The organism is Actinomadura viridis, from assembly GCF_015751755.1.
In the GTDB taxonomy this organism is placed as follows: domain Bacteria; phylum Actinomycetota; class Actinomycetes; order Streptosporangiales; family Streptosporangiaceae; genus Spirillospora; species Spirillospora viridis.
Map to the genome: position 1 here is coordinate 2,321,922 of NZ_JADOUA010000001.1, position 12,671 is coordinate 2,334,592.

A 12,671-nucleotide genomic window follows, 5' to 3' on the forward strand; every position below is an offset into this window, starting at 1 on the left:
CGCTAAGTAAATCCGAGAATTGACTTGGGTCGGAGCCTCGCGGACGATCGGGGGTGACGGCGGCGACCCGGCCGGGAGCGCGCGGCCCGGGCGGGCGCCGACCCATCGAGACGGGAGAACGCATGGCCACCGACCGTGAAGATCTCCGTGCGCTCGGCCGCGAGCTGGGCGCGTCCCTGCCGGGGCTGGACGAACGGATGGGCATCGAGTTCCTGGAGGCGACCGCCGAGCGCGTGGTCGCCCGGATGCCCGTGGAGGGGAACAACCAGGCGTACGGGACGCTGCACGGCGGCGCGTCCTGCGTGCTCGCCGAGACCACGGGGTCGCTGGGCGCGGCCGTCAACGCGGGCGGCGGGCGGATGGCGCTGGGCGTCGAGATCAACGCGACCCATCACCGGGTCGCCTCGTCGGGGTTCGTCACGGCCGTGGCGACACCGGTCCACGTGGGCCGGACGCTGGCGACGTTCGCGGTGGCCGTCACCGACGACCAGGGCCGGCGCGTGTGCACCGCCAGGGTCACCTCGCTGCTGCGCGAGCGGGCTGGCAGCGCGGGCACCAGAACGTGACGCGCTCGCGCCCGCCGGAGCCCTGGCCGGCGCGGCGTACCGGGGTGCCACAGCGGCGGCAGGGGCGGCCGGCCCGGCCGTACACCCAGTGCTCCCGCCCCGGACGGAGGTCGCCGGTGGTGATGTGGCCGTGCCGCTCCTTGTTGGCGTCCAGGAGCCGGTGGGACAGCTCCACGACGCCCGGCAGGTCGGGGACGTCCCGGACCGGGGTCCAGGGGTCGACGCCGCGCAGGAAGAGGATCTCCGACTTGTAGACGTTGCCGATCCCGGCCAGGCGGCTCTGGTCGAGCAGGGCCTCCCCGACGGCGCGTCCGGGCCATTCGGCCAGGCGCCGTACAGCCTCGGCGGCCAGCGCGGGCGACCAGCCGGGATCGAGCAGGTCGGGGCCGAGCCGGCCCACGGCGCGGGACTCCCCGGCCGCGGGCAGGATCTCCAGGATGCCGAGGGAGTAGCCGAGGGCCTGCCATTCGTCGTTGGCCAGCACCAGGCGGATCCGGTGGTCGCGGGGCGGCACGGACCCGGCGGGACGCACCCGGAACGTGCCGTCCATCATCAGGTGGACGTGCACGGTCAGCCCGCCCTCGATCCGGATCAGCAGGTGCTTGCCGCGGGAGAGGACCTCCGTCACCTCACGCCCCCGCAGGTCGGCGGTGGCGTACCGGGGCACCCGGAAGTCGGCGCGCCGCAACGGCCGCCCGGCGAGCGCCTCGCGCAGGCGCCGGGCGGTCAGCCAGACGGTGTCGCCCTCGGGCATGGGGCCGGTCGGCCGAGCGTGGTCAGATGAACGACGGGCTCTCCCAGGCGGCCGGGTCCTCGGTCAGCTTGCGCACCGGCTCGGGCAGCTCGCCGGCGGCGATGTGGGCGAGGGTGACGTGCTCCAGGATGGCCCGTTCGCTGGCGCGCAGCGCGATCCACACCTCCTGCAGCGAACGCGCCGGGCCCTCGTACCCCACGTGCTCGGGACGCTCACCGCGCACGCCGAGCAGCGGGCCGTCGATGGCGCGGATGATGTCGGCCAGGGAGATCCGCTCGGCGGGCCGGGCCAGCCAGTAGCCGCCCTCCGGCCCGCGCTGGCTGCGGATCAGGCCGGAGCGGCGGAGCTGGCCGAGGATGTTCTCGAGGAATTTGGGCGGGATCTGCTGGGCCTCGGCGAGCTGGACCGCGGTCACCGGATGACTCCCGGCCACCGCCAGCTCCGCGGCGGCACGCAACGCGTAGTCGACCCGGGCGGACAATCGCATGTAGGCATTATCCCTTGCCGATCGGACTGGTCGGGCTTACCGGTGACCGGCCGCGGCCCGCGCGCCGCCTTCCGGGGCGAGGCCGAGACGTTCGGCGGCGGCCTGCGCGTTGGCCTGGGCGGCGCCGTAGGTGGCCAGATGGACGGCTCCCTCGGGGGCCCAGACCGGCAGGCCCATCTCGACGACGACCGCGTCCGGGCGGGCGGCCAGCAGCGCGTTGGTGAGGGCGCGCTGGCCGGAGTGGCGGTGGGCGTCGCGGAGGACGATGACCAGGCCCCGGCCGGCGGCCCGGTCCAGCACGGGCGCCGCCTCCTCGACCGCGCCCGTGGCGCGGACGGCGTCGGGCGCCCACGGCCCCAGCCCCCACGGGGTCGGGCCGACCGCGATGTTGCCGGCCGACTCCAGCTCGACCACCAGCGGCGCGGTGCTCCACCCCGGCGGCTCGCCGGAGACCCGGACGGCGCGGCGGGCGGCCTCCATCCCGGCGGGCCGGTCCACGGCGGCGGGGCCCGCCCCGCCCAGCCACTCCTTGAGGCGGCGGGTCCGCTCCGCGGCGTCGGCGAGCCGTTCCAGCGGCAGCCGCCCGGTACGGACGGCCTCGCCGATCGCCGCCAGCATGGCGCGCACGCTGTCGTCGTACTCGCGGGCGCCCAGGCACAGCAGGTCGGCGCCCGCGAGCAGCGCCCGCACGCCCGCCTCGGGGATGCCGGTGGCGCCGCTGGCACCGTCCATGTCCAGGGCGTCGGTGACGATGACGCCCTCGTAGCCCAGGCGGCCGCGCAGCAGCCCGGTGATGGCCTCGGGGGAGAGCGTGGCCGGCACGCCCCCGGTGATGGCGGGCAGGTTCAGGTGCGCGGTCATCACCGCCCGGCTCCCGGCCTCGATCGCGGCGCGGAACGGCGGCAGCTCGCGCCGGTCCAGCAGGTCCAGCCCGGCGTGGACGACCGGGACGCCCAGATGGGAGTCCTCGACGGTGGCGCCGTGCCCGGGGAAGTGCTTGGCGCAGGCCGCCACGCCCGCCTCCTGCGTCCCGGTCACGGCCGCGGCCGCGTGCCGGGACACCAGGGCGGCGTCGGCGCCGAACGACCGGGTCCCGATGACCGGGTTGTCGGCGGCGCTGTTGACGTCCACCGACGGGGCGAAGTTGAGGTTGACCCCCACCTCGGCCAGCTCCGCGCCGAGCGACCGGTAGACCCGGCGGGTCAGCGCGGGGTCGTCCACCGCCCCGAGCGCGGCGTTGCCCGGGTACGGGCTGCCCGTCAGGTGCCCGCCGAGCCGGGTGACGTCGCCGCCCTCCTCGTCGATGGCGACCAGCGGCACGTCGCCGGCCTTGCGCAGCTCGGCGGTGAGCGCCGCCAGCGCCTCGGTGCCCGGCACGTTGCCGTTGATGGCGAACAGGGTCACGCCGCCCAGCCCGCGTTCCAGTTCGGCCAGCAGCCAGCGCGGCGCCGACGCGCCGCTGAAGGCGGGCAGCAGCGTGCCCCGGGCCAGCCGTGTGATCTCGTCGTTCAACCCTTGACCGCCCCCGCTACCAGGCCGGACACCATCCGGCGTTGCACGATGAGGAAGAAGATCATGACCGGGATGGTGAACAGGGTGGAGGCGGCCATGATCGAGCCCCACTCCACCTGCGTCCGGCCGAAGTGATAGGACAGCGTGAGCGGCAGCAGGTAGGTCTGCTGGTCCTTGAGGAACGCGAAGGCGATCACGAACTCGTTCCACGCGGTCACGAAGGAGAAGATGCCGGTGGCCACCAGCCCTGGCGCCACCAGCGGGAAGGTGATCCGCCAGAACACGGTGCGGGGGGACGCGCCGTCGAGCGCGGCGGCCTCCTCCAGCTGGCGGGGCACCGCGGCCACGAAGCCGCGCAGCATCAGGATCGAGAAGCCCAGCGACGACCCGATGTAGACGATGATGACGCCGGTCAGGCTGTTGAGCAGCTGCAGCCGCTGGGCGTTGAGCATCAGCGGCAGCAGCAGCGCCTCCAGCGGCACCATCTGCACGATGATCAGCATGACCAGGAACGCCGCCCGGCCCCGGAACCGGGTCCGCGCCACCGCGTAGGCGGCCAGCAGCCCCACCAGCGCCGAGACCACCACGGTGGCCAGCGCGACGATCGCGCTGTTGAGGAAGAAGTGGAACAGGCCGAACTCCAGGCCCTGCCCGCTGATCACCTTGCGGAAGTGGCCGAGGGTCCAGTGCACCGGGACGGGCAGGGGGACGTCGGCGTTGATGTCCTCGTCGGTCTTGAACGCGGTCATCACCATCCAGAAGACGGGGAACACCGCGAAGAGGAAGACCAGCAGCCCGGCCCCGTTGAGGGCGGCCCGGCCCGCGCGGCTCCTGCCGCCCGCCCGGCCGGCACGCCGCCGGCCGCCGGAGGGCCTCGCTTCGACGGTCATGCGACCTCCCCCTGCCGGACCAGGACCCGGACGTAGAAGCCGGTGAACACCAGCAGGATCACCGTGAGGATCAGCGCGATCGCGCCGCCGAGGCCGTACTTGGCGGGGAAGGCCACGGCCGCCGAGTAGGCGTACATCGCCAGGTTGAACGAGTCGCGGTTGGCGGTGCCGCCGGCCAGGAAGTACAGCTGGGTGAACACCTTGAAGTCCCAGATGATCGACAGCACGGTGAGCACCAGGAACACCGGCCGCAGCAGCGGGAAGGTGATCTGCCAGAAGGTCCGCCAGGGGCCGGCGCCGTCCACCCGCGCCGCCTCGTACAGCTCGCCCGGCAGGCTCTTGAGCCCGGCCAGCACCGACACCGCGATGAACGGGAACGACTGCCACACCACGCACAGCACCAGCACGACATAGGTGGTGCCGCGGCTGCCGAACCAGTTGTAGTCGTCCCAGCCGCTGCCGGCCAGGCCGTCCGGCAGCAGCTCCAGGAACCACGGGATCAGGCCGCCGCCCGGGGTGAACAGCCACTTGTAGACGATCGCCGCCGAGATGCCGGGGGTGGCCCAGGCCAGCAGCGCCCCCGACGACACCAGCAGCGACATCTTCCGGCCGAGCCGGTTCAGCAGCAGCCCGACCAGGGTGCCCAGCACGAGCGTGAGCGCCACCATCGCCGCGGCGGAGACGACCGTGTTGACCAGGACCTTCCAGAAGAAGCCGTCGCCCAGGACCGTGCGGAAGTTGTCCCAGCCGACGTTCTCGGCCGGGGCCGCCCCGCGCGCCTCGCGCGACCCGATCTTGTGGAACGACATCCAGAAGAGCTGGCCGATCGGATACAGGATCAGAACCCCGATGATCACCACGGTGGGGGCGATCAGCAGGTAAGGGCCGGCCCGGAAGCGGGCCCGGCCGGTGGCGCGGCGGGGCCCGGGCCGGGGGCGGCGGCCGGCGGCCGGGCCGGGGAGCGCCCGGCCCGGCGCCTGAACGGTCGGCGTCATCGACGGCTCACCGTCAGCCCTGGTTGAGCGTGTCGGTGAGGTCCTTGTTGGCCTTGGCCACCGCCTGGTCCACCGGGGTCCCGTTCATGACCTCCTTGAGCATGGTCGGGATGATCTTCTTGTTCTGGTCCGCCTCGGTCCAGTTCGGGGTCTTGGGCGCGCCCTTGACGTTGGCCATCTGCGCGGCGGCCGGGCCCTGGATCGGGTCGCCGGAGTAGCCGCCGCCGCTCAGCAGGTCGGAGAACTGCGGGAAGAACTTCAGCTCGTCGGCGAAGGTCTTGGCGTTCTTCTTGCTCGTCACCGAGGTCAGGTAGTCGAAGGCGGCCGCGGGGTGCTTGGAGTCCTTCCAGACCGCCAGGTGCGACCCGCCCGCGAAGGCGGGGCCGACCTGCCCGGTGGGCGTCGGGATGGTGAACGCGCCCATCTGCGCGGTGTGCTTCTTGCTGATCTTCTCGATCTGCGGCAGCGTCCAGGCGCCGTCGATGTACATCGCGACCTTGCCGTTGGCGAAGTCGCGCTGCGGGCCCGCCAGCTCGTTCACGCCGATGTACTTCTTGGGCGCGAGGCCCTCCTTGACCAGGCCGGTGTAGTACTCGACGGCCTTCTTGGACTCGGGGGTGTCGAGCTTGCCGGCCCACTTGCCGCCCTCCTGGACGGCGATCTCCCCGCCCGCGCCCCACAGGAAGCTGGCGAAGCCGTTGGTGAAGTCGCTGGGCGCGGCGATCCCGGCGACGTCGCCGCCCTCGGCGTCCTGGATCCGCTTGGCCGCGGCCTTCAGCTCGTCCCAGGTCTTGGGCGGCTGGACGCCGTGCTCGGCGAACAGGTCCTTGCGGTACCAGACGACCCGCACGCCCGCGTACCACGGCACCGCGTAGGTCTTGCCGTCCACCTGCCCGAGCTCCAGGGAGCCCTTGACCACGTCCTTGCCCTCGGACCAGCCCGCGAACCGCTTGGTGATGTCGGCGAGCGCGTCCTGCCCGGCCCAGGTCACCGCCTGGTCGTTGCCGATCTCCACGACGTCGGGCCCCTGGCCGGTGTTGAGCGCGTCCTGGAGCTTCTTGGTGGCGTCCGGCCAGGGCACGTAGACGACCTCGACGTCGGTCTTGGGGTGCTTCTGGCGGAAGTCGGCCTTGGCCTGGGCCAGGACCTTGTCCTGGGGCTCGTTGGCGGCGCCCATGAACCACGCGGTGATCTTCGCGGGGTCCTCGCCCGCCTTCCCGCCGTCACCGTCGTCGCCGCCGCAGGCGGAGAGGCTGAACGCCAGCGCGGCGGCGGTGCCGAGCGCCGCGAGTCTCGAGAGCTTCAAGGGGGGTCTCCTTTCCCGGCGCCGGCCGTGGGCGGGCGGGCGTCCCGGGTGGATGCGGGGGAGGGCGGCGGGACCGTCTAAGGTCCAGCCATGCCCCTCACTCCCGCGCGCCGCCCGGGTGCCGCCCGGCCCGCGGGCCGGCGTGACGCGTGCCGTCCCTGCGGGTCGTCAGGGCCGGTGGAACGCTTGCTGTAAACTAACAAGAAACTTTCCTAAACAAAACCGCCCGTTAGCGGATTGAGACTTCTGAGGGGACGCCAGCATGGCCCAACGCCCCGGGACCCCCCGGCTGCTGCGTGAGCTCAACGACCGTGCGGCGCTGGACCTGCTGGTCCGGCGGGGGCCGCTGACCCGCGCCCAGATCGGCGAGCACACCGGGCTGTCGAAGGTCACCGCCTCCCAGCTGCTGTCCCGGCTTGAGGAGCGCGGCCTGGTCGAGGTGGTCGGGGAGCAGGCGGGCGGGCGCGGCCCCAATGCCGCGCTGTACTCGGTCGTGCCGTCGAGCGCCTACGTGGCCGGGCTGGAGGTGGGGCCGGACGGCGTGACCGCCGCCGTCGCCGACATCACCGGCGCGCTCGTCGCCCAGGTCACGGTGGATCCCAACGGCGCGGACGATCCCGTGAAGCTGGTCCACAACGCCGTGGCGAAGGCATGCCGTTCGGCCAGGGTCGCGCTCAGGCGGCTGAGCGCGTTCGTCATCGGCAGCCCGGGGATGGTGGACCCGCGTTCGGGGGACGTGCGGTTCGCGTTCGACCTGCCCACCTGGCACGAGGGCGTCCTGGCGGCGCTGCGGACCGACCTGCGCCGCCCGGTGACCATCGAGAACGACGTCAACCTGGCCGCCGTAGCCGAGCGCGCGTACGGGGCGGCCCGGGACGCCGACGACTTCGCGCTGGTGTGGCTGGGCCGCGGCATCGGGCTGTCCATCATGATGGGCGACCGGCTCCACCGGGGCAGGTCGGGCGGGGCGGGGGAGATCGGGTACCTGCCCGTCCCCGGGGCGCCGCTCCCGTCGGGCACGGCCCGCCCGCGCGAGGGCGAGGAGGGCGTCACCGCCTCGAACACCTGGGGCATCCCGGCGCTGGCCGGCGGGTACGGCTCGCTGGTCGGCGCGGACGCCGTCCGGGAACTCGCGCACGCCCACGGCATCCGGGGGGCGACGGCGATCGAGTGCGTCCGGGCGGCGGTGGACGACGAGGAGCGCGGCGGGGACTTCCTCGACCGGCTGGCCGAGCGCATCTCCTACGGCGTCACCTCGGTCACCATCATCCTCGACCCGGGCACGGTGGTGCTGTCGGGCCAGCTCGGGCGCGCGGGGGGACGGCCGCTGGCCACCCGCATCGAACGGGTCGTCGGGCGTATCAGCCCGACCCGCCCCCACGTCGTGGTGACCGAGGTGGAGGGCAACCCCGTGCTGCGCGGAGCGCTGCACGCGGCCCTGGAGCAGGCGCGGGAAGAGGTCTTCTCCGCCTCCTGAACCGCCTCCCGGACCACCGGCCCGCGGTGGGCGGATTCGGAAGGGATCCGCTCACCGGTGACGGGCCCGTCCGCGTCGCCGTCTCCGGCCGTTACCGGCCGTTCTCGGTGACGCGCCCGCCCTATTTGGAAGAAGCGGTGAGATGTGCGCGCGCCGCCCGCCGGTAGGGCGAGGAGTGCGCGTGCGCGCGCCGCGGATCGTTGAGGGCGCGATCGATGACCGTCTGGTTGATGACCTGGCGCCTGCGCCGCTGAGCGGCGGCCCATCGTGCCGTCGGTGTCATGGCGATTTCCCCGTTCCGCGGTGGCGTCATCGCCACCGCAACCCCATATGTCCTGATCATCTCAGGGAGGGAGACAAACGGGATCCGCCGCAGGGATGAATTTCCGCTCAGACCTTGTACCGAGTGTTATGTAGAGAAGGGTCCAGGCCCAGGTATCCGGCCGTGTGGGCGAGCATCGAGGCGGCCCGTTCGGCCATGTGGCGCGGGCATCTCCAGGCGTCCTCGTCGACCCGCGGGCCGTCGCCGCCGTGACCCGCCAGGGCCCGCGCGTACCGGAGAAGGGACCGGACGGGGACGTCGGGGTGGCCGCCGGAGTGCGGGCACGGCCGCTCCAGCGGCCCGGGGTCGATCGCGGCGAGGGCGGCGCGGTAGACGGACACCCTCGCGGGCGGGGTCGCGCACCAGTGGCAGTGCTGGGCCGCGAAGCACACCGTCAGCAGCAGCGGCAGCCGCTCCCCGGCGGGCGCGGCGCCCGACAGCAGCCTGCGCGCCGCCCACAGGCTGGCCTGCTCCGCCAGATCGCTGGGATCGCCGGGGCGGTGGCGCTCGACCGTCAGGGTGAGCCGCGCGATGTCGGCCCGGCCGCCGGCGAGGAAGAGGGCGTCCAGGTCCGCGGTGTCGGGCGCCTCGAACCGCGCCCGCCGCCCGTTGCGCAAGGTGGTCAGCGCGGCACCGGCCAGCCCGGCGAGGAAGCCCGGGCAGCACCACCCCTCTAACTCCCCGCCCGCCCCTCCGCCGTGCCGGGCCGCGCCGATCAGGCCGATCACCCCGGCGACGGTCTCGGGATCGTCGCCGCCCGTCCCGGCGCCGGGATGGGCGGCCGGATGGGGACGGCCGGACGGGGAGGGGCAGCCGAGCGCGCCGTACACCTCCGCGGCGCGGGCGGCGGCCTCGATCAGCGCGTCCACCACCTCGACCCGGCGGATCCGCCAGATCGCGTAGCAGGAGGTGGCGTGGACGGCCAGCACCAGCGCCGGGCCGTCGGGACCCGCCGGGTCCGCGCGCAGCCGCGCCGCCAGCCACGCCAGCACCTCGCACGGGTCGCGGGCGGGACGGTCGGACACGATGCCGTGCAGCTCGCGGCTGAGCGCCTGGTGGTCGAGCGTGCCGTCGTCCTTCAGGTACAACGATGCTCCCGGTGACTGCGAGGCGGCTTTTCGTGATCATTGGGACGCGCCGGGCACCGGGCGGGTTCGGCGCGGGCGCTGGGATCATGGCGTGGAGGGGCATGTGCGGCCCCGTCACCGGAAGTCGTGGGGAGCGTGCGTTGAGCGAGGACGTCGGGGTACGCCCGGGCGCGTGCCCGGGAGGCCGGCCGGGATTCCGCCGTGGAGGGCGCCATGGCTCTGCGTGACCGCCTTCGGCGGGTGCTGCAGCGCCCGGGAAGCGTGGACCTGGCGCCCTACGAGGCGGTGGTCGCCGCCGCGGGGGAACGGGAGCCGCGCGTCCGGGAGCTTCCCGACGCGGAGCTGGCCGGGGCTGCCCGCGCCGCGGCCGGCGACCTCGCCGGGCTGTGCGCGGTGGGCCGGGAGGCGGCGCGCCGGGCCCTGGGCGAGCGCCCCTACGACGTCCAGCTCCTCGGCACGCTCGCCCTGCTGTCGGGGCACATCGCCGAGATGGCGACCGGGGAGGGCAAGACGCTGGCCGGGGCGCTCGCCGCCGCCGGGTACGCGGTGCGCGGCGAGCGGGTGCACGTCCTGTCCGTCAACGACTACCTGGCCCGCCGTGACGCCGAATGGATGGGCCCGTTCTACGCGTTGATGGGCGTCACCGCGGGATGGGTCGGGCAGCGCTCGGCCCCCGCGGAACGCCGCGCCGCCTACGCCGCCGACATCACCTACGCGTCCGTCAGCGAGGCCGGGTTCGACCTGCTGCGCGACCGGCTCGCCACCGACCCGGCGGCCCTGCTGCTGCCCGAGCCCGGCGTCGTCCTGATCGACGAGGCCGACTCGGTGCTCGTGGACGAGGCCATGGTGCCGCTGGTGCTGGCCGGGGAGACCGAGGCCGGGCCCGCCACGGCGGCCGGGCCGGGGACGGGCGCCCGCGGCTACGCCGAGCTCGTCCGGCGCCTGCGCCCGGGCGTCCACTACACGACCGACGACGAGGCGCGCAACGTCCAGCTCACCCCCGCGGGCGCCCGCGAGGTGGAACGGTCACTGGGCGGCGTCGACCTCTACGCGCCCGCCCACCTGGACACCCTCACCGCCGTGAACGTGGCGCTGCACGCCGAGGCCCTCCTGCACCGCGACGTCGACTACATCGTCCGGGACGGGGCGGTGCGGCTGGTCAGCGCGTCCCGCGGCCGGGTGGCCCTCCTCCAGCGCTGGCCCGACGGGCTGCAGGCCGCCGTGGAGGCCAAGGAGGAGCTGGAGTCCTCCCCGAGCGGGGAGATCCTCGACTCGATCACCGTCCAGGAACTGGTCGGGCGCTACCCCGTCCGGTGCGGGATGACCGGGACGGCGCTGGGCGTGGCGGGGCAGCTGCGCGAGTTCCACGGGCTGGAGATCGCGGTCGTCCCGCCCCACCGGCCGCGGGTGCGGGTGGACGAACCGGACCGGCTCTACGCGACCGCCGTGGACAAGGAGGTGGCGATCCTCGAGGAGGTCGCCGCCGCGCACGCCGCCGGCCGCCCGGTCCTGATCGGCACCCTGGACGTCGCCGCCTCCGAGCGCCTGTCCCGGCGGCTGGACCGCGCCGGGCTGGACCACGTCGTCCTCAACGCCAAGAACGACGCGGAGGAGGCGGCGATCATCGCCCGCGCGGGCGAGCGGGGCGCCGTCACCGTCTCCACCCAGATGGCCGGGCGCGGCACCGACATCCGCCTCGGCGCGGGCGTCACCGAGGGCCTGCTGGTGATCGGCACCGCCCGCCACCACAGCGGCCGGCTGGACGACCAGCTGCGCGGCCGGGCCGGGCGCCAGGGCGACCCCGGCGGCTCGGTGTTCTTCACCAGCCTGGAGGACGACCTGGTGACCCGGTACGCGCCGGAGGAGCGGTCCACCGCGCCGGCCGACGAGCGGGGCCGCGTCGGGAGCAAGGGCGCGCACTGGATCGTCGGCCACGCCCAGCGCGTCGCCGAGGGCGTCGACCTGGAGATCCACCGCAACACGTGGCGGTACCACCAGCTCATCGGCCTGCAGCGCGGGGAGTTCCTCGACGAGCGCGACCGGGTGCTGCGCGGAGACCGGGCCGACCGGCTGATGGCCGGGCGGCACCCGTCCCACCACGCCGCGCTGGTGGGGGCCGCGGGCGCGGAGGCGGTGGCCGAGGCCGCCCGCCAGGTGCTCCTGCTGCACATGGACCGCTGCTGGGCCGACCATCTGGGCTTCCTGGCCGACCTGCGGGAGGGGATCCACCTGCGCTCGCTCGGCCGGGGGCTGGACCCGCTCACCGAGTTCCACCGCGAGGCGGTGCCCGCCGGCAAGAGGCTCCTCGACCGCTCGCGGGACCGGGCCGCCGAGGCCTTCGCCGCCCTCACCGCCACGGAGGAGGGCGTGGACCTGGCCGCGCTGGAGGCGAAGCGCCCCTCGTCCACCTGGACCTACGTCGTGCACGACAACCCGTTCGGCTCGCTGGACGAGCGCGCGTTCCGGGGGCTGGTCCGCCTGGTATGGGGCCGCCGCTAGGGCAGGAGGGCGGCGGCGGTGTCCCGGGCGATCTCGGGGGCGTCCGCCATGGCGCCGACGCTGAACATGACCACCGCGCCCTCGTGGAGGAGCGCCAGCCGGTCGGCGAGCCCCCCGGCGTCCCCGTGACCGGCCTGGACGATCAGGTCCGCGTAGAGGCCGCGCAGCCAGGACTTCTGTTCGGCGGCCACCCGGTGGACGGGATGGTCCGGGGCGGGCACCTCGGCGACGGCGTTCACCATCGAGCACCCCCGGGCGCTCTCGGCCCGCAGCCATTCGCCGAGGGCGTCGAACGTGGCCAGGACGCGTTCGCGGGGTGAGGGCGCCGCGGCCAGGCGCTCGTCCAGGAAGGCCCGCCAGCGTTCGTCGCGGGCGCGCAGATAGGCCAGGACCAGGGCCTCCTTGGAGCCGAACCGGTCGTACACCGTCTTCTTGGTGACCCCCGCCTCGGCGGCGATGAGCTCCATGCCGACCTGCCCGATGCCCCGTTCGTAGAAGAGCGCGCTCGCGACCTCCAGTACCCGGCGCCCGGCGGGTGTGAGGGGTCGTTCTCCGGCCGTGGCGGGCATTCCCGTCTCCCTTCCCTGGGACTACACCGCAAGTATACATACTGGTATAGATATCCTGGTTGCTATACCGGTATGTATACCTATGTGGAGGGTGGTGCCGACCGCCGTGTCCGTCTCGTCTACCTCGCCTGCCTCGCCCGTCCATGCGTCGGCTGCCTCGCCTGGCTCGTCCGCCGCTTCCGGGGCGCCGCCGCGTGGCCGCCGTA

At 74.1% G+C, this 12,671-nt stretch carries 11 protein-coding genes; 3 read left to right on the forward strand and 8 right to left on the reverse strand.

Annotation, left to right across the window (positions count from 1 at the left end; genetic code table 11):
• Positions 1-122 precede the first annotated feature (122 nt).
• Positions 123-566, forward strand: coding sequence for a PaaI family thioesterase (locus IW256_RS10375; RefSeq protein ID WP_197010754.1), 444 nt, complete (start codon positions 123-125; stop codon positions 564-566).
• Here the strand turns inward: IW256_RS10375 and IW256_RS10380 are convergent.
• The 6 genes from IW256_RS10380 to IW256_RS10405 are packed head-to-tail and all read right to left on the reverse strand — an operon-like array spanning position 517 to position 6,510.
• Entirely contained in the window at positions 517-1,320 is an 804-nt protein-coding gene (locus IW256_RS10380) for an Fpg/Nei family DNA glycosylase (RefSeq protein WP_197010755.1), read from the reverse strand. The genes IW256_RS10375 and IW256_RS10380 overlap by 50 nt on opposite strands.
• 22 nt (positions 1,321-1,342) lie before the next feature.
• On the reverse strand, positions 1,343-1,807 hold the full coding sequence (locus IW256_RS10385) for an RrF2 family transcriptional regulator (protein ID WP_197010756.1): 465 nt from the start codon (positions 1,805-1,807) through the stop codon (positions 1,343-1,345).
• Between the two features lie 36 nt (positions 1,808-1,843).
• Entirely contained in the window at positions 1,844-3,319 is a 1,476-nt protein-coding gene (locus tag IW256_RS10390) for a glycoside hydrolase family 3 protein (RefSeq protein ID WP_197010757.1), read from the reverse strand.
• Positions 3,316-4,209 carry a carbohydrate ABC transporter permease gene (locus IW256_RS10395; RefSeq protein WP_197010758.1) on the reverse strand — a complete coding sequence of 298 codons (894 nt, stop codon included), beginning with the start codon at positions 4,207-4,209 and terminating at the stop codon, positions 3,316-3,318. Before IW256_RS10395 ends, IW256_RS10390 begins: the two co-directional genes overlap by 4 nt.
• Positions 4,206-5,204: a carbohydrate ABC transporter permease gene (locus tag IW256_RS10400; RefSeq protein WP_197010759.1), complete on the reverse strand. Its 999-nt coding sequence runs from the start codon at positions 5,202-5,204 to the stop codon at positions 4,206-4,208. The genes IW256_RS10395 and IW256_RS10400 overlap by 4 nt, the downstream gene beginning before the upstream one ends.
• 13 nt (positions 5,205-5,217) lie before the next feature.
• Positions 5,218-6,510: an extracellular solute-binding protein gene (locus tag IW256_RS10405; RefSeq protein WP_197010760.1), complete on the reverse strand. Its 1,293-nt coding sequence runs from the start codon at positions 6,508-6,510 to the stop codon at positions 5,218-5,220.
• A gap of 262 nt (positions 6,511-6,772) precedes the next feature.
• Here IW256_RS10405 and IW256_RS10410 point away from each other — a divergent pair, with 262 nt between their 5' ends.
• The gene (locus IW256_RS10410) at positions 6,773-7,987 is read left to right on the forward strand and encodes an ROK family transcriptional regulator (protein ID WP_197010761.1); all 1,215 of its coding nucleotides are present in this window, start codon (positions 6,773-6,775) and stop codon (positions 7,985-7,987) included.
• A gap of 390 nt (positions 7,988-8,377) precedes the next feature.
• On the opposite strand, the gene IW256_RS10415 is transcribed toward IW256_RS10410, so the two are convergent.
• Complete coding sequence (locus IW256_RS10415; protein ID WP_197010762.1) at positions 8,378-9,397, reverse strand: hypothetical protein; 1,020 nt, start codon at positions 9,395-9,397, stop codon at positions 8,378-8,380.
• Between the two features lie 213 nt (positions 9,398-9,610).
• Here IW256_RS10415 and secA2 point away from each other — a divergent pair, with 213 nt between their 5' ends.
• A complete protein-coding gene (gene secA2 / locus IW256_RS10420) occupies positions 9,611-11,896 on the forward strand; it encodes an accessory Sec system translocase SecA2 (RefSeq protein ID WP_197010763.1) in 2,286 nt (761 codons plus the stop codon).
• Here the strand turns inward: secA2 and IW256_RS10425 are convergent.
• The gene (locus IW256_RS10425) at positions 11,893-12,465 is read right to left on the reverse strand and encodes a TetR/AcrR family transcriptional regulator (protein ID WP_197010764.1); all 573 of its coding nucleotides are present in this window, start codon (positions 12,463-12,465) and stop codon (positions 11,893-11,895) included. The genes secA2 and IW256_RS10425 overlap by 4 nt on opposite strands.
• Positions 12,466-12,671: the final 206 nt, after the last annotated feature.